The following is a 17,909-nucleotide window of genomic DNA, read 5'->3' as shown; positions in this document are numbered from 1 at the left end:
TTTGCTGATTTGTGTAATATACTTTGCGGTAGCTGATATAAAAATAAAAGGATTGTGTTATCACTTCCTCAATCTCAGCTAAAATAAAATCGATTCAACTCACTCAATCGTTCGTTCATTTTCGCTCTAAGTTGATGGCTAAACAGAAAAAAATTGAACCCCTAACCGGCGAAGAGTTGCTCAAGAAAGTCAAAGAACTAGAAAATCTGAGCAAAGAAGAAAAAGCTAAACAGTGCGGCTACTATACTGTGACAAAAAATGGTATAGAGCGCGTCAACATGATGAAATTCTTGAATGCCTTAATTGATGCTGAAGGTATTCAGTTAGATAGCGCTCCTAGCGCAAATGGTCGTGGGGGACGTAGCGCCAGCTATAGAATTAGTGTGCAGTCTAACGGTAACTTACTAATAGGTTCTGCTTACACAAAACAGATGAATCTAAAGCCCGGAGATGAGTTTATCATCACTTTGGGTAAAAAACACATTCGTCTGAGACAAATAGACTCAGATGAAAGAGAAGAGGTCGAAATTCTAGAAGCAACAGCATAATATAGTGAATGGTCAAGAGTCCATAGTCCATAGTCAATAGTCCATAGTCAATACTATTGACCATTGACTATTGACCATTGACTAATAACTAATGACTAGTGACCACATCTGTTTTTGTTACCGATGGTAGATAGTGGCAAAGAGCTTTACGTGTGAGTGCTACATTACAACTTAAAGTAATTTGTTCCCGTTCTAGTAATCCCAAAATTTGTTCCGGGTTATCTGATGCTACCACTGGTAACTGATGCAAACCGCGAACAGACATGCGATCTAAGGCTTCAGATAAGGGTTCATCTTGCCAAGCATAGAGAATATCAGTGGTACAAATATCAATTAGGGTTTGATTGGACAGATCACCCTGATTTGTAGTTGAGGAATCTGGGTAATTTTGCCAAGCAGAAAGAGTACGGTTAATATCTTTTAAAGAGAGAATACCAACTAATTGTCCTAATTCATTAACTACTAAAGCAGTGCGGGTGCGATCGCGTGTCATTTCCAAAGCTGCCTCGATCACTGACATGGTTGTTGGCAGTTTTTTGGGACAAGGATGCATAGCTTCTTCGACAAGAATTTGCTGTAAAATTTCTGCTTGTTCGTCTTTCAATTCCGAAAGACCTATTTGTTGAAGATTGGAGTTGGAGTTTGAATTGGGCTTTATCCGCTCCACCAACCAAACACTTAAACCAACTGCTGCCATTAACGGTAAAACAATGCGGTAGTCTCGTGTTAATTCAAACAATAATAAAATTGCTGTTAATGGCGCTCTCACGCTAGCAGCAAGTACAGCAGCCATTCCTACCATCGCATAAGCAGGGGGAGCTGCCATAAAACCACTCATTGTAGGTGCTATATTTGCTAAGATTTTGGCATAAGCAGAACCTAAAGAAGCACCCAAAAACATAGCTGGTGCAAAGACACCACCAACAAATCCACTTCCAGCACTGATTGCTGTCATAGCCAGTTTAACTATCAACAGCAAAATTAACAGTTGTAGTGAAAACTCCACATCTTGCAGCATCGCTTCTACTGTTTCATAACCAATACCTAAGATTTGTGGTAAGTATAAAGCGGTAAGACCAATAATGAGTCCACCAATAATAGGATGAATAGGTAATGGAATTTTTCCGAAAATAGAAAAACCGGGGACTTTACCTGCAAAGCAAGCTTTTGCTAGGTGAATTAATTGTGTATAGGTCAGAGAAACGACACTTGCCCATAAACCCAAGCCAAGATAGAGTGGTAATTCTAACGGACTGCGGACTTGGTAAACAGGTAAGGCAAAGGCTGGTTGTCCTCCCAAACCAATATGAGCAATTAACGCTGCAACTACTGCTGCGAGTAGCACTACACTTACCGCAGAAGTAGCAAATGATGTTGCTCCTAATACTACTTCTAAAGCAAAAAAAACACCTGCGATGGGAGCATTAAACCCAGCAGCTAAACCAGCAGCAGCACCAGCACCTAGTAGTAAACGCTGGCGTTCTTGTGATACTTGCAACACCACAGACACTAGCATTCCAAAGTTGGCACCAATTTCTACACTAGGCCCTTCTGGACCTAAAGATGCACCACTTCCCAGGGAAACTGCTGCTGCTAACATTTTGGTTACTGGTCGTAATTGTCTTTTGATCTCTCCCTTTTGGGAAGCAGCGATCAATGATGAAAGTCCAGGGCCAAAATCTTGTGTTCGCCAGCGCATCAAACCAACAATTAATCCACCCAGGATGGGAACACAAGCTAAAGTCCAAGCACCCCAAGTACCGATCACACTCATTAAATTTTCCAGCATCAAATGATGGATCAGCTGGATTAAATAATGAAATGTCACCACACCCATACCACTACCACTGCCAATTAGCAAGGCTAAAAATAACACTACTGTTTCTGGAGATGGTTGAAAACGGTTAAGTAAATAGGTTAAACGGAAGGAAGGAGAATGAAAGGTAGGTTGTTCAGTCACCTTCCTAATTTCTGTGGGAGGTAGGAGAGTCATGGAGTGAGGAGTAAATCTAAGAAAAAATTTAAATTTTTATATCTTACTTTTAATTGTGAGTGATCATTTAGCAACCAGACAAGATAGCAAAGAGAAAAGAGAAAAGCGGAAATAATCTTTTTAACCTTTACCCTATGACTGTAGAAAGTCAATTTGGGCAAAAAATCTACATATCTTTGTGTAATTTACAAAGCTTTGGTTAAAAAATTTTTATTGTGGAACATTTATGTGGCGATAATGCTTAAATGGAGAGAATTATGGTCGGGGAAATCTACACGCATTTTCAGCAAGAATTCAATATAGCTCTTGTTATGAACCAAGTAAGTGGACTAAACGGACGAGGTAGATGAATACACACACTTTTGATAATCATTATTTGACTTGCCCCATTTGCCAAAATTCTACGCCCACAGCAGTTAGCAGTTATGTTGGATTGTTTACCTGTCCGTATTGTCATCAGAAGCTAGTGGTTTGTAAAAGCGGCCACTATGTCCGTGATCCTTTTACCTTAAGACAGATTATGATTTCATCGGCACTACGCCGCCAAAGCCGACCTTTAGCCAGAATTATTCGGGATTTTTTTGTCTTCAAAAATCCTTTACTTGCTGTAGTGGTAGGAAGCGCTATTGTTTTTGGTATGATTGCAATATATCAGCAAAATCGTAATAGCGATACCTCGTCACCACAAATAGAAAAAACAATCGAGGAGGGAAGAAAATCCCAGTGAGGAATGCTCCTGGGAGTAATATCCTCTTCCACAGTTTTCAGTATTAGTATATCAAAAAATACTGGGGTTAGTGGTTAGTTGTAGGGACAAACAGTTGTGCGCTCTGAGAATAGTTAGTAGAAGTTTTTACTACTAACCACCAAATACTAACCACTAACTAATATCTTTTTTCAGAGGGAATTCTTAACCCTCTATTAAGAGTTCTCTGTTCCCTATTCCCTGTTCCCTTCTTTTGTAACCAGTTTCCAGCCTTCTGCTTGATCAATAACCTTGAGTGAATCAAGTTGGAGTGTATGAACCGCAGAATTATCAAGCAATAAATAAGGTTGTTTGTGATTGTACCAATGGTCTTGCAGTTGTTTAAAAGAAGCAGGAATAATATTACGATCGCTATAAAAAATCAATGAAGGGCGGTGTTCGGGACTGGATGTGTAAATTTTTGTGCCTGATGGTGTCCCCTCTCGGATTATAGTCGCAAGTGGTTGGACTGGATAACGTTCTGCCAATTCCCAAACCCAGTAATTTGATTTCATAAATAAGAGTAACGAAACATAAGATCCCCAAAATAAAACTTTGAGAAATTGGCGATCGCCTCGTTCTGCCAAAATTGCTGCTAAGGCCATTGTCATCGCTACTGCTGCAAAAATCAGTTGTAACTGTAAATCAGATTTTGCTGCGGGGACGAAAGTAAAATAAATACTACCAGCTGTTGCTACCAAAGCCAAAAATGTTAAAGTTGCTACCCAAAAGCGTGGATAGGATGATAGCAGAGGTGAATCTTCGACTTCCCCTAGTTTCGCTCCAATTATTAAGGCTAGGCTAGGATAAATAGGAAACACATACCAGGGAAGTTTTGTTCCCATCAAAGAAATAGCAACTAAATAAACTCCCATCCACACCAGTACTAGTTTTGCCCAACTGAGGTTATGATTTTCTCTAGCTAATTGCAAACTTGATGGTAAAAAAATCAACCACGGCCAAGTATATTTAAGTATTTCCAATAAATAATACCAAGGTGGGCCAGAATGGTTTTCCACAGATGACCAAATGCGATTGAGAGATTGACCGACCATACCAACATTGGTAAAGGTGCGACCATATTCCCACCATTGAGCTACATACCATAAAGCCACAGGTACACTACCGATGAACATTCCCATCCACATATAACCACTAGTCAGTAGTCGTGGTGTATCCCACAATAGAAATGCGATTGCGACAGCAGCGAGTAATACGCCTAGCATACCTTTGGTTAAACATATTAAGCCAAAAGCGATGCCGACACCCAGGCAATAACGTAAATCACGACGCGATCGCAACACACACAAAATCATCAATATAAAAAAACATATCACTGCCCCATCCAACATGGCTAAACGCCCATGGCGCACAACTGGCAGCATTGTCAAGTAAACTAAAGCACTATAAACAGCACAAAAACGCTGACGAAATATTTCTCTACCAACACAATACAGCAATGGTACTGATATTGCTGTTAAAATTGACCCTGGTAAGCGAGCTGTCCACTCATTGATACCGCCCAAGGAGTAAGCCAAAGCAATCAGCAAATGCATCAACGGTGGTTTGTTATGGTACGGTTCGCCTCCCAGAGTTGGGTAAAGCCAGCTCATTGCACTAGCAGGGGCGTGTAAAATCTCTTTTGCAACCTGTGCTACAGTTCCTTCATCCCAATCTCGTAGCGGTAATCGCCCTAAATCTATGGTAAAAAGTAACACAGCTGCTACCAGCAGCACTATTATCCATGTCCAATCAATCCATTTGTCGAGCGATCGATACTGCTTTTCGAGACGACCCCAAGTAAAGCTTCCTTCTTGCATATTTTAGGATAATAATTTTGCTTGCTGGTTCGAGTACAAACAGACGTTCGCGAATCTTCATCTGTTGCTGTTTAGCAACAACCATTGTTTGAAGTTCGTCCTAGTTTTTAAATTAACTCAATTTTTGCTAATTAATCATAATATTTTTTGACAATGTTTCTGACTTTACTCTTAAATCTATTTAACGAGCATTTATTGGTAAAATCGACACGAAAAATACTAATATCAATTCTGTATGAAGATGCGCTGGTGTGTAATCAATATGAACGAACCACAAAGGACACAAAGGACACAAAGAGAAGAAGTTATGGGAGAGTTTGGCGTCAATTCACAAAGAAATATTATAATTTACAGACTTTAGATATTGTGGAGAAAATCAATGAATCTACCTTTTATTTTAGATGTAGCAATCGGTTTAATCTTTATTTACTTAATCTTGAGTTTATTAGCTTCCGAAATACAGGAACTAATTGCTACTGTCTTTCAATGGCGTGCTGAACATTTAAAAAAATCAATAGAGATTTTGTTATCTGGTAATACGGAAAGTGCAGAAGAAGCTCACGTTATTCAACTTGCAAATGAGATTTATAATAATCCCTTAGTTAAAAATATTAATCAAGAAGCAAAAGGATTATTTGTAACCATACCTCGTAAGCTTACTTGGGCAATTGGTTCACTGTATCGCAGGTTGAAAAAACCTAGACCAGGAACAGATAAAAGTACAAGTATTTTTGGAGATGAAAAACATACTGGCCCTTCTTATATCCCTGCTGATGTTTTTGCTACAACTCTGGTTGAAACACTACAAATTCCTGCATTGGTGCAAAAATTAACAGAATTAAGGCTCAAAAAATTTAAAGAAGATAGATTAGCTGAGATACAAGAAATTATTATTAAATTACAAGAACAAGCAAGCGATGATTATAGATTTACAGATTTTTTTAGTAATATCTATAAGGAATTTTCAGAACTCAGTGCAGAATTTGAAAAAATTTGTTGGAACTTTCATCAAAAGAAGGCCAGTTTGAAAACAAGCCTAAACCGCATGGGAGAAAGTTTCGATAGATATATAGAATCTTTCCAAGCAGAAATGCCTGAAGATGAATTATCTCACAAATATTTACGAAGATTAAAATTTTTCAAGAAAGATATATTTGATGATATTGAACAAGCAGTATTGCTAGGAGGATTGCAACCGAATATTAACGAAGTTGTACAAACAATTGATAAAAATAGCGAGATTTATAAAGAGATAAAAGCAGCTATTCAAGATCAAGATAGCGAAGCATATAAGGGAATTCAACAAGCATTTCAGACAATTGAAACTAATTTACCAACTTCTGTGGTAGAAAATCTTAGTGTTTTAGCAAAACGCGCTCAAGCGAGAGTGAAGACAACAGAGGAAGGAATGAATGCATTGCGTTTAGAAATAGAAAATACTTTTAATAGTTCCATGGAAAGAGCTTCTGGAGTCTACAAACGCAATGCTAAAGGTGCAGCTATTATCATAGGTTTGGCGATCGCTATTACCGCCAATGCAGATGCAATTCATATGGTTAGAAGGCTATCAAAAGATTCTGCTCTGCGAGATACTATTACCAATAGTGCGGGAGAATTTGCCCGACGAAAAGATACAGTTAATTTAGAGCAAATTAGGGAAGAAGCAGATGAAGCTTTAACAAATATTTCTTTACCTATTGGTTGGAGTGATGCTAATTTACAACAGCAAATAAAATGGACGCGCCAATCAAAACAAACTTTCCCCTATTTCAAAATTTTAGCTTTGATTCCTGGCTGGATACTAAGTGGTATTGCGATTGCAATGGGTGCGCCATTTTGGTTTGATTTGCTAAGTAAAATTGTGAATGTGCGTAATGCAGGTGGTCGTCCTCATAGTGAGACCAGAAATGTGGCTGATAATGAGGAAGAAAGGGGAATTTAAAATTTTTTGCTAGTCGAGAGTAAAAAGAGGAATTTTCTTATTTTTACTTTTTTTGTGGAATTGGTGCGATCGCAACACAGAATAATATTTTTTTTAACGCAGAGAGATGCAAAGGTAAGCGCGGAGCAACGCGGAGTTTTTGGAGTTATGTCATAATCATGCAAATTAATACCAATTTTAAAAAAGGATGCGACAGATGAATTTTGTACCAGACGCGATATATCGCGTCTCATATTCTGAATTTATTGCAAACATTCTTTGAATTGTTATAAGTTTTAAATTTTTGGGTTTATAAACATGAAACAAATCAAAAATATTATTCCTGTAATATTTTTAATCTTTGTGAGTTTATGGTTGAGGTTAATTAATTTAGGTTATTCCAATTATCAAGGTGATGAAATTAAAGCACTATATAGACCTCAAGCAGACCAAAGCATGATTGATTTTTTGCTCAATCAACGAAAGGGACCAATTCAATTTTTGATTACATATTGTATGAGTTTTTTAAATCCTGGGTATGATAATGAATTGTTACTCAGGCTTCCTTTTGCTATAGCAGGTATATTAGCTATCTATTTTTTTTATAAATTTATCAAACTAGAATTTGGTAATGAAATAGCAATTTATTCATCTTTGTTTATTGCAATTAATGGTTTGTTCGTAGCCTTAACAAGAATTGTTCAGTACCAATCATTTGTAATCTTATTTTCTGTTTTGGCTTTATATCTGATCACTTTATCTACAAAGTTTGAAAAATGGAGAATTTATGGTTTATATTTAGGCGTATTTTGCTGGTCATTTTCCATTCTTGCACACTATGATGGCGTATTCATTACACCCTTTGTAATTTACTTAGTTTACAGATGGTATGTTAATGGCGAGTCTTCCTATGAACATAAGCAAATCCAGCATTTATTTTTTGCAGGGACGATTTTTTTAGTATTAATATCTATATTTTATTTACCTTTCTTTTTCTCAGTGTCAGAATCAACTAAGGCTTATTGGACAGAAAGAATAAGTAAGCAGTCGGTTAGTTCTACAAGAACATTTATGACTTATAATCCCTTGTTTATTATATACTTGTATGCTGCTTTGGGTTTACTGGGTCTATCGAGAATTAAAGAAAATTTTTTAGTCTTGCTGTGGTTTTTGTTTCCTCTCTTAGCTTTGGAAACTTTCGTTGGTAATCCTGGTACTCATATTTATACTTATATTTTGCCTTTTTCTGTTTTAATGGCGTTTGGTCTAGAAGTTTTTCAAAAGTTTATATTTAATAGATTTCCCGCAAAGTCCCAATATATTAATAATTTTTGCTTGAGTTTGATATATATATCGTCGTTTTTATTGTCTCATTTATTATTTATAGATAATCAAAAAGAATATCCTTGGGAAAATAAAAGATTCTTGTCTTTGGAACTGAAAAGACAAAGCAGACAAAGTTTATTTGGATTTCCCTATTACAGACATTGGGAAAAAGTAGGAGCATATTTAGAAAACACGGGTAAAAATGGTTACTTTATTACCAATGAGAAGCAAAGTATCACAAGATATTATCTTCCGGGAAGCTATAAAAATATAGAGTTACATCCGTATGATAATCAAGCACCTGGATACATCTATATAATATATATACAAAATCCGCAGAATGGAAACAAAAAAATATTAGATAAAGACCAAATTTATTGGGAAAAACTATATCAACCTGTAAAAACTTTTTCTAATCATGGAAGAGTTGTCACGACAATTTATCGCTTATCATTTGCGGATTGGGAAAAAGAGACGCGATTAATCCCGTCTGTACAATAGACATCTCCAGAAATTAAATATGCGTTATCCAGAAACCTTGTAGAGACGTAGCAGTGCTACGTCTCTACATTCATTTTCACGCCTATGTCTAATAGTTATTCGTCATTAATCATTTTTCCTATCTCCTTTGTCCTCCTTGTCCCTTATCCCTGATCCCCATGACTTCTACTTCGCCAATAACCTGTCCCTGATTGGAGAATCCTTCTACTTCTAGCTGATAATGCTGTGGTGGTGTCGTTGGGGAAATTTTCAGCTTGTGAACATCTCGTATTACTGTACCTGCGGTGATCTGTTCTGGAAATATGTAGCCATCTACAAGGGATGTGCTAGAAAAATTGGAGATATTATTTTTATTATTTTGGGGATTATTTTGGCGATCGCGCAAATTTATTTTAATCGAAACATCTGCTGGCAATGGTGCAAGAAATTCCCAGTAGAATGTGACTATCAAATCTTCATTGCTAGATATCTTAGTTTTATTCAAGTCGTAACCTAACAGACGGACTTTTTCGCTAAAAGCCAAAGACAAGGGAAATTGGATACGCTTTAAATCTTCAGGTAAAGCTAATGGGCCAGGATAAACCCATGCATAGTCAATATTTTGCAGCTGTACTGTATATAAAGGTTGTTGGTTGGTAAAGTAAGCTAACATCCTGGGTTCTGGTAATTGACGCTGCAATTGATTCTTGTAGAATACTAATCGATGAGCCTGTGTCCAAGGTTGAATACCAGACGGAATACGCTTGTCTATTGGTAAAACTTGACCGTGGAAGTAACTGGAAAAATAGCGACTATACCAACTTGCTACTTTAGTTTCCTTGACATGCGGCGACTGATTCAACCATTGAGCAACTTTTTCCAAACCTTCTCCTTGACCAATCATAAATATATTTTGGGCTGCTACTGCACCACCAAATAAAGGATTGTAGTAAGTCAGGTAGTAGGGATGGTAGGGGAGAAGGAAAACTAATTGCAGCGCAAAGATAATTAGACAACCCCACTCGTTACTAATTTTCAGTTGCGAAGAAAGTTTGTTAACCCAAAGTCTCACCCCAGCAATAATTTCTAACCAACCAATAGCCGCAAGTATTGCTAACATTGGCAAACACAGATTAATATAACGGTCGATTTTGTTATCACTCGCTGATAATATCAGTATGACGCAGACAGCAATTAATGCGATCGCAGCGATCGCACTCATATTTTTTAGCCGATGTCGTAGTTTGGGAATCAGCAATACTATACTTATAGCCACCAAACCCACTTGCAATATTGGTGAGAGACGATATATAAGTACCAAAGGATAAAATAGAATTCCTGGAGAATGGGTGAGTTGTCCTAAGAAAAACAAAAATCCCCGATCTGATTCTTGCAAAACACCATCACGAATTCTGTTGAGAACATATCCTGGTGAAACCCACGTTGCAGGAAATATCAGGATGAATGTAACTAAAATCGTCCCTACCCAAAGTCGAAAACTTCGCAACTGCTGCTTCCACCCTCTTTTAGGAAAACTTTCTTGCCAAACTCCTAACTCAATCAATCCGATAATAATTACAATCGCAGGTAATAAAAACAAAGCTGTAATTTTCGCCGCCGTTGCTAGTCCCAAAAATATTCCTGAAGCTAAAATAAACTTGCGTTCCCCATCTTTTCGCAAATAAAGTAAAAATGACAGCACAGCCAAAATAGCAAAATCAGCTTGTAGCGCATCAGTAGTAATAAAACGCTGATATGCTAAAAAAAATGGTTCTAATAACAAAATAATAATTGTACAAAGGGCGATCGCTTGTCCTAATAACCGCCTTGTGAGTAAATATATACACACCATACAAGCAGAAGTCACCACTGCTTGTAACAAACGCGGAAGAATATACAAATTAATTGCAAATCCATCTAAATTCAGACAAGCAGTGATCTCTGGAGGTAAATCTACACCCAGAAAACCACCGAAAAGCTTATTTAACCAACAATTCATCAACATCCCACTACCACTTAGCCACATATTGGGAACCCCTGGATGATGCTTGAGAATTGTATGGGTTAAATCTCCCTCAAACAAACGTTTGATAAACTGGCTACCACGATAGATCCATAAACCCTCATCAGTATTAAGGGAAGCAGTAATTGCTAAAGTACGTGACACCAGCGAGATTAGGAAAATCGCAAACAACAACAGGGAAGATTTCATTCTTGTTGATTAGTGACTGTTGGTAATCAATCTATAGGGGCGCAAAACCTTGCACCCCTACTAACAGTTATCATGAGTTTAGACCTCATCTCTAATTTTTAGTTTCTAAAAAATGGTGCGATCGCATCGAGTCAAACCATGTTCCCAATGCAATCAACCCGCATCAGTGCTTTATCGTATCAAGCACGAACAAGATGGAGAATGGGTATTTGTTTGTCCTCAATGTTGGTCTTCAGTGAGTGAAAACAACCCATTTTATGTTTATGGTGGAACGTGGAAAGCCAACAAAAAACGGTAGTAAATATCTACAGTTCATATATCTCTAATGGTAAAGCATCCGGGTCTTTAAAAAACGTAAACTTTTTCCCTGTAATTTCATCAATTCTAATAGCTTCAACCTCAACACCCTTAACTTTTAACTCACTCACAACTTCCTCAACATTCTCCACCTGAAAAGCTAAATGTCTTAAACCACAAGCTTCGGGACTACTAACTCTTTGCGGAGGATTGGTAAAAGAAAATAACTCAATTTGGTGATTTTCTCCCAATCTTAAATCTAACTTATAAGAATTTCTTTCTTTTCTCAAAGTCTCATTAATAATAGAAAAACCTAAAACTTCTGTATAAAATTTTTTAGAACATTCATAATCAGAACAAATAATCGCTACATGATGAATCCCTATTATCTTCATTATTTTTTCTGTGCTTCCTCTGTGTCTTGATCGTTAATTGTTTATTATATAGGGTAGGCAAAAAGCCCACCCTAAATAATCATTAATCTTGCAAAACCGTCTTTGAGACAATTCTGGTTTTTTTGCGATCGCTTTCGGATAACTCTTCCCCAGACTGCAATCTTGTAGCAGAAGTTTGTAACACCGTTGCTGCACCCACATCTCCCATTTGCAAAGCCGTTTTGGCAGCCGTTTGCAACATTGTTGCAGCACCAGCGCGATCGCCTTGTTGTAATTTTGCCTCAGCCAGTTGGGTTTGCCGATATTTAGCTAATGCCAAAATATGCTGTTGTACCTCTGGATTAGCTTCACCTTGGTAAGCTGGAAGCACATTCACTTCTACAGGTATATTTTCTGAAAGTAATCCAGTTTGGTTTTGGGCAGGATCATCATAGCGCACTTGTACATTAGCAATAATATGTTTACCAGTAGTAAATTGTCCTAAATAAATGTTTGCTAAAACTACTCTTTCTGTATCCTTCATCAAGTCTCCTAGACGCACGGCAAAACGTCCATCAGCTTCTTGTTGTACTGGTAATTCAATCGTATCTGGAGAAACTTGGGCTACAGGTTTGAGTTCTGCTAATCGTACTTTTGGCATGAAAGAAAATAGCAAATAAGCATTAGTAAGTGCCACAGCTTGTACTCGGTTAAAAAGACGAGCAAACTCATCTACAGCTTGTTCTGGTCGTTGGATATAAGATAAAGTTCCACCACCACCATCGGCAATTTTTTCTAGAATATCTTGGTTCCAATTATCACCAAATCCCAAAGTATTCAAAGTTAAATTGTAACCAGCAGCTAACTGAGCAAATTTCAAACAACGTTTGTTGTCGCCGTGTTCATTTTCACCATCAGTTAATAAAAAGGCTTGAGAAACTGTTTCTTTTTTACCCTTTGCTAGTTCCTCAATACCCAAACGTAATCCTTCATCAATCGCTGTTCCTCCATCAGCAGCCAGACGATTTATTTTCTGTTTAATAGCCTCTTTGTCATTAACAATTTGATTAGGTACTAATACTTTAGCGCGGTGATCAAAAACAACCACACTCAGGCGATCGCCTTCCTTGAGTCTATCAACAATTTGGTTAGCCGCTTTCTTGACAGTTTCTAGTGGTCGCCCACTCATCGAACCACTATGATCAAGAATTAAGCACAAATTTAGTGGTACATTACGATCACTCACTTGTGCGATCGCAGACAGAGAAATTGCCAACTGACGTTGACTGTTCATTTGATTGGCATCCAAATTGCCATCATTGAGCGTAGGCAGCAAACTAACCTTCATAATCTCAGGTTTCCATCCAGGATATACATATTTATAAATAACTTCAGGCGCTAAGATCCCCTCTACGGAAAAGATATTTAGCAAATTGGTTATTGGTCATCATGTAGAGACGCGATTATACTCTTACGAGAAGCCGCTCTGACGAGCGTCTACGCGTCTTTACAATGGTCATTGGTCATGATTGTATTAGCTTTACACAAAGGACAAATGACTAAATTAGCGAGTAATCCACACCTCCAACAACGCTAGCATCGCGTTAGGATGTATTACAGTTAACGGCATTATTTCAAGCAACAGTTCCTATGGACGTTTCTCCCATCAAGGCTGTGCAAGCCCCCTACTACGGCGATAACTTCTACCGCACACCACCACCAGATTTGCCTTCTCTATTACTAAAAGAGCGAATTGTCTATCTGGGAACTCCCTTATTTGCAGAGGTGACAAAACTCATCATTGCTGAACTGCTGTATTTGCAGTCTGATGATCCAGATAAACCAATCAAAATTTACATTAACTCTACGGGTACTTCCGATGGTAGTTCCGGTCAGATGGGACGCCTATTTGGTTTTGAAACCGAAGCTTTCGCCATCTACGACACGATGAAGTACATTAAACCCCCCATCCATACTATCTGTATTGGTAAAGCAGTAGGTATGGCTGCAATACTTCTCAGTGCTGGTACTAAGGGTTGTCGTGCGAGTTTGTCTCATTCCAGCATTGTCTTACACCAACCCAGAAGTTTTGCTCAAGGACAAGCAACGGATATTCAGATCCAAGCCAAAGAGGTACTCAACAATAAAACGGCGATGGTAGATATCCTCTCACGTACCACAGGACAACCCAAAGAAAAAATCGTGAAGGATATGGATCGTCACTTTTACCTGACTCCCCAACAAGCTGTGGAATACGGTTTAATAGACCGAGTTTTTGAAAAATCTGAAATCACTACCACCCCAGCAGCAGCAGGAATTCTCTAAATATTCATTTGTTATTTGTCATTTGTCTTTTGTTGTTTGTCCTTCGTGCAAAGCCAATAAATCATGACCAGTAACCAAATGACCAGTAACCAAATGACCATTGACCATTGACCATTGACCATTGACAAACGGAGTAAACTATGCCTATCGGCTATCCAAGCGTTCCCTACAGATTACCGGGGGAACAATTCACTCAGTGGATTCACATTTACAGTCGTCTTGCCCGCGATCGCATCATCTTTTTAGGAGAAGAAATTGATGATAAACTCGCTAACGAGATTATTGCCATCATGTTATATCTGGACTCTGAAGATCCAGGCAAAGATATTTATTTGTATATAAATTCTCCTGGTGGTGCGATAGACTCTGGCTTGGCGGTTTATGACACCATGCAACATATCAAATCTGATGTGGTGACAATTTGCGTAGGTTTAGCCGCTTCAATGGGTTCTTTCCTCCTGGCCGGTGGTACAAAAGGCAAACGCCTAGCTTTACCTCACTCCCGGATTATGATTCACCAACCCTTGCTTCCTGGTGGTATGCGTGGACAAGCAAGCGATATTGAAATCGAAGCTAGAGAAATTCTGCGTATCCGCCACCAAATGAACGAAATCTACGCCCAAAATACTGGTCAATCACTACAAAGAATTGAAAAAGACTCCGAAAGAGACTTTTTCATGTCTGCTGCGGAAGCAAAAGAATATGGCTTGATTGACAAAGTAATTGAAGAACGGCCGAATTAGGGAAGGGATTGAAAGGACAAGGGAAGGGGGACAAGGGGGAGGTGGAGACAAAGGAGAATATTTTTAATTGATTCACCGCGTCTGTTCCCAGTTCCCATTCCCCGTTCCCCAGACTAAACCTTAAAAGATGCCAAGTAAATGGGCGATCGCCAAATCAGACTGTCAGGATCGAAAAAGCAAACAGTAATATGTCATTTGCTTTCATTTCTCCTTTGTTCAACTTCCCAGAATAGGAGGTAAAATCTTGGCTAAGTTAAAAGTTGGTATCAATGGGTTTGGTCGGATTGGGCGTCTGGTATTTCGTGCTGGGATCACGAACCCCAACATTGAGTTTGTAGGTATTAACGACCTCGTACCACCAGATAACCTTGCTTACTTGTTGAAGTATGACTCTACCCACGGGATATATAAGGGTAAGGTTGAGGCAAAGGATAATGGCATCATTGTAGATGGGCATTTTGTTCCTTGCGTATCGATTCGGAATCCAGCAGAATTGCCTTGGGGTAAATTGGGTGCTGATTATGTGGTTGAATCTACAGGACTGTTTACCAACTATGAAGGAGCCGCGAACCACCTGCAAGCCGGAGCCAAGCGAGTGGTAATTTCCGCGCCTACTAAAGATCCAGAGCGAGTCAAAACCTTATTAATGGGTGTCAATCATCACTTATTTGACCCAGCGAAAGATACTGTATTATCCAATGCTAGTTGTACTACTAACTGTTTGGCTCCCATCGCTAAAGTCATCAACGATAACTTTGGTTTGACTGAAGGGTTGATGACCACAGTCCACGCCATGACTGCTACTCAACCCACAGTAGATGGCCCTTCCAAAAAAGATTGGCGTGGTGGCCGTGGTGCTGCACAAAATATTATTCCCTCTTCTACAGGTGCAGCAAAAGCTGTGGCGTTGGTTTTGCCAGAATTAAAAGGTAAATTAACCGGTATGGCGTTCCGGGTTCCGACTCCTGATGTTTCTGTGGTTGATTTAACCTTCAAAACTGCTAAAGCTACTAGTTATCAGGAAATCTGTGCAGCGATGAAAGCAGCAGCCACAGGCGAACTGAAAGGTGTATTAGGCTACACCGACGAGGAAGTAGTTTCCACAGATTTTCAAGGAGATACCCACTCTAGCATCTTTGATGCTGGTGCTGGAATTGAACTAAATTCCAACTTTTTCAAGGTTGTGGCATGGTACGACAACGAGTGGGGTTATTCTAATCGAGTCATTGATCTCATGTTATCTATGGCACAAGTAGAAGGCATTTTGCAAGGCGTTGCACTAGCAGTTTAAGCAGGTATAGGGAATTGGAATTTTCAATTCCCTATTTTTTAGAAAGTAAATATTTGCGCGATCGCACATCTGAAGAACCTCAAATCGTACAAACATAAATAGGACTTACGCAACTGGCATATTATTTTAAGTTCGTAGTGAGGACTAAAGTCCTCAAAATAAGCGCTTTAGCGCTTACTACAAACAAAAAATCTGATTTTTTGTGACACCTGCGTAAGTCCTAATAAATTATATTTTTATGTTTATTAACAATCATTAAATTATATAAAATCTCTTATGATTAAACTAAAAAATAGTCTGTTTTTCAGTGCCAATACTGAAAAAAAGCTGAAGAATTTGTGATTTAAATATTCAGTTATACAAGCATTACAAGAGTCAAAATTTGTCCAAATGTTGATGGTGACTAGGGTTGTAAATATCCGTTGATGACCAAAAATGCAAAATGATTTAAAAAAACTGCATACAATCACACAATCAATCTTGGCAGAACTTGCCTAGAATAGGGCTGGAGGGTATTGATTCAGGACTTTTGCGAAATTCTTTTGGTGTCATTGGTAATAAGTAATCAAAGGATATATTAATTTCCCATTACCAATCAACCATTACCATCAACTCAGCTATCAAGACCACTACAACCCAATCATATAAGTCCTGGAAAAACAAAATTCAAGAGGTAAACCATGTCAAAGAATTTACTAGAACAATTGCGAGAAATGACCGTTGTGGTCGCAGATACTGGAGACATTCAAGCAATTGAAAAATTCAAGCCGCAAGATGCGACTACCAACCCTTCCTTGATTACAGCTGCGGCTCAAATGCCGGAATATCAAGAAATAGTTGATCAAACTTTACTGCAAGCAAAAAAAGACCTTGGTTCTGGTGCATCTCAAGCTCAAGTAGTTTCTTTGGCATTTGACCGTTTAGCAGTGTCCTTTGGATTGAAGATTCTACAAATTATTCCTGGTCGAGTGTCCACAGAAGTGGATGCACGCCTATCTTACGATACAGAAGCTACTGTCACCAAAGCACGAGAGTTGATTGCTCAATACGAAGCAGCCGGAGTTTCTCGCCAACGTATTTTGATTAAAATTGCTTCCACTTGGGAAGGTATTTGTGCTGCGGAAATTTTGGAAAAAGAAGGAATTCACTGCAATCTCACCTTACTGTTTGGTGTTCATCAAGCGATCGCCTGTGCAGAAGCAGGTGTGACTCTGATTTCTCCCTTTGTCGGACGCATTCTCGATTGGTACAAAAAAGAAACCGGACGAGATAGTTACCCCTCAGCCGAAGATCCAGGAGTATTGTCTGTCACGACAATCTACAACTACTACAAGAAATTTGGTTACAAAACCGAAGTTATGGGAGCTAGCTTCCGTAATATCGGTGAAATTACTGAATTAGCAGGATGTGATTTGCTAACCATTTCTCCGACCCTACTGGGTGAGTTGCAAGCCACAATTGGAGAATTACCTCGTAAACTTGATGCTAGCAAAGCAGCAGGAATGGCAATTGACAAGATTTCCATGGACAAAGCTGCCTTTGATAAAATGCACACAGCTGACCGTATGTCATCAGAAAAATTAGATGAAGGTATCAAAGGTTTCACAAAAGCATTAGAAACCTTAGAAAAACTTCTCGCAGAAAGACTGGCTAAACTGGAAACTGAGACTAAAATTCCTGTATAGAAGGCTCTGCCAAAGCAACTTTGTGGTGTTTGTAGAGAGTGCTAAAGCACTCAGTTAAGCACTAAACTACTTATCAGTTACCATAAATTCAGCATCATTTTAACCCGATTTCATAAAAGAAATCGGGTTTCTCATTTCAATGTTATTAA

General features: G+C 38.5%; 13 protein-coding genes. 8 read left to right on the top strand and 5 right to left on the bottom strand.

The genetic code is table 11. From position 1 onward, the window contains the following. Positions 1–134: 134 nt before the first annotated feature. Positions 135–548, top strand: a complete 414-nt coding sequence (locus ACE1AT_RS08670; protein ID WP_016864216.1) for an AbrB family transcriptional regulator — start codon at positions 135–137, stop codon at positions 546–548. Positions 549–636: 88 nt separating this feature from the next. Here the strand turns inward: ACE1AT_RS08670 and ACE1AT_RS08665 are convergent, their stop codons facing one another. Continuing rightward, a complete protein-coding gene (locus ACE1AT_RS08665; protein ID WP_374867303.1) occupies positions 637–2,541 on the bottom strand; it encodes a chloride channel protein in 1,905 nt (634 codons plus the stop codon). 346 nt (positions 2,542–2,887) lie between these two features. On the opposite strand from ACE1AT_RS08665, the gene ACE1AT_RS08660 reads away from it, so the two are divergent. Then, entirely contained in the window at positions 2,888–3,268 is a 381-nt protein-coding gene (locus ACE1AT_RS08660) for a hypothetical protein (RefSeq protein WP_374867301.1), read from the top strand. A 212-nt stretch (positions 3,269–3,480) separates the two neighbouring features. Here the strand turns inward: ACE1AT_RS08660 and ACE1AT_RS08655 are convergent, their stop codons facing one another. Next, on the bottom strand, positions 3,481–5,106 hold the full coding sequence (locus tag ACE1AT_RS08655) for an ArnT family glycosyltransferase (protein WP_374867299.1): 1,626 nt from the start codon (positions 5,104–5,106) through the stop codon (positions 3,481–3,483). A 379-nt stretch (positions 5,107–5,485) separates the two neighbouring features. Between ACE1AT_RS08655 and ACE1AT_RS08650 the strand changes: the two genes are divergently transcribed. Together ACE1AT_RS08650 and ACE1AT_RS08645 are read left to right on the top strand one after the other, a co-directional pair. Next, positions 5,486–7,048, top strand: coding sequence for a hypothetical protein (locus ACE1AT_RS08650; RefSeq protein WP_374867297.1), 1,563 nt, complete (start codon positions 5,486–5,488; stop codon positions 7,046–7,048). A gap of 297 nt (positions 7,049–7,345) precedes the next feature. Next, complete coding sequence (locus ACE1AT_RS08645) at positions 7,346–8,854, top strand: ArnT family glycosyltransferase (RefSeq protein ID WP_374867295.1); 1,509 nt, start codon at positions 7,346–7,348, stop codon at positions 8,852–8,854. A 118-nt stretch (positions 8,855–8,972) separates the two neighbouring features. Here the strand turns inward: ACE1AT_RS08645 and ACE1AT_RS08640 are convergent, their stop codons facing one another. The 3 genes from ACE1AT_RS08640 to ACE1AT_RS08630 form a co-directional block, all read right to left on the bottom strand. After that, positions 8,973–11,045 (bottom strand): ArnT family glycosyltransferase, encoded by a 2,073-nt coding sequence (locus tag ACE1AT_RS08640; protein WP_374867293.1) that lies wholly within the window; start codon positions 11,043–11,045, stop codon positions 8,973–8,975. Positions 11,046–11,350: 305 nt separating this feature from the next. After that, entirely contained in the window at positions 11,351–11,737 is a 387-nt protein-coding gene (locus ACE1AT_RS08635) for a VOC family protein (protein WP_374867291.1), read from the bottom strand. Between the two features lie 82 nt (positions 11,738–11,819). Next, positions 11,820–13,064 (bottom strand): VWA domain-containing protein, encoded by a 1,245-nt coding sequence (locus ACE1AT_RS08630; protein ID WP_374867289.1) that lies wholly within the window; start codon positions 13,062–13,064, stop codon positions 11,820–11,822. Between the two features lie 302 nt (positions 13,065–13,366). On the opposite strand from ACE1AT_RS08630, the gene ACE1AT_RS08625 reads away from it, so the two are divergent. The 4 genes from ACE1AT_RS08625 to ACE1AT_RS08610 all read left to right on the top strand — a co-directional run bounded on the left by ACE1AT_RS08625 (position 13,367) and on the right by ACE1AT_RS08610 (position 17,760). After that, positions 13,367–14,041 (top strand): ATP-dependent Clp protease proteolytic subunit, encoded by a 675-nt coding sequence (locus ACE1AT_RS08625; RefSeq protein WP_374867287.1) that lies wholly within the window; start codon positions 13,367–13,369, stop codon positions 14,039–14,041. A gap of 140 nt (positions 14,042–14,181) precedes the next feature. After that, entirely contained in the window at positions 14,182–14,784 is a 603-nt protein-coding gene (locus ACE1AT_RS08620) for an ATP-dependent Clp protease proteolytic subunit (RefSeq protein ID WP_016864202.1), read from the top strand. A 244-nt stretch (positions 14,785–15,028) separates the two neighbouring features. Next, a complete protein-coding gene (gene gap / locus ACE1AT_RS08615; RefSeq protein ID WP_374867284.1) occupies positions 15,029–16,075 on the top strand; it encodes a type I glyceraldehyde-3-phosphate dehydrogenase in 1,047 nt (348 codons plus the stop codon). Positions 16,076–16,755: 680 nt separating this feature from the next. Continuing rightward, positions 16,756–17,760 (top strand): transaldolase, encoded by a 1,005-nt coding sequence (locus ACE1AT_RS08610; protein ID WP_374867282.1) that lies wholly within the window; start codon positions 16,756–16,758, stop codon positions 17,758–17,760. Positions 17,761–17,909: the final 149 nt, after the last annotated feature.

It is taken from the genome of Pelatocladus sp. BLCC-F211, assembly GCF_041928655.1.
Classification (GTDB): Bacteria; Cyanobacteriota; Cyanobacteriia; order Cyanobacteriales; family Nostocaceae; genus Pelatocladus.
This window is presented reverse-complemented; position numbering and strand designations above follow the sequence as displayed.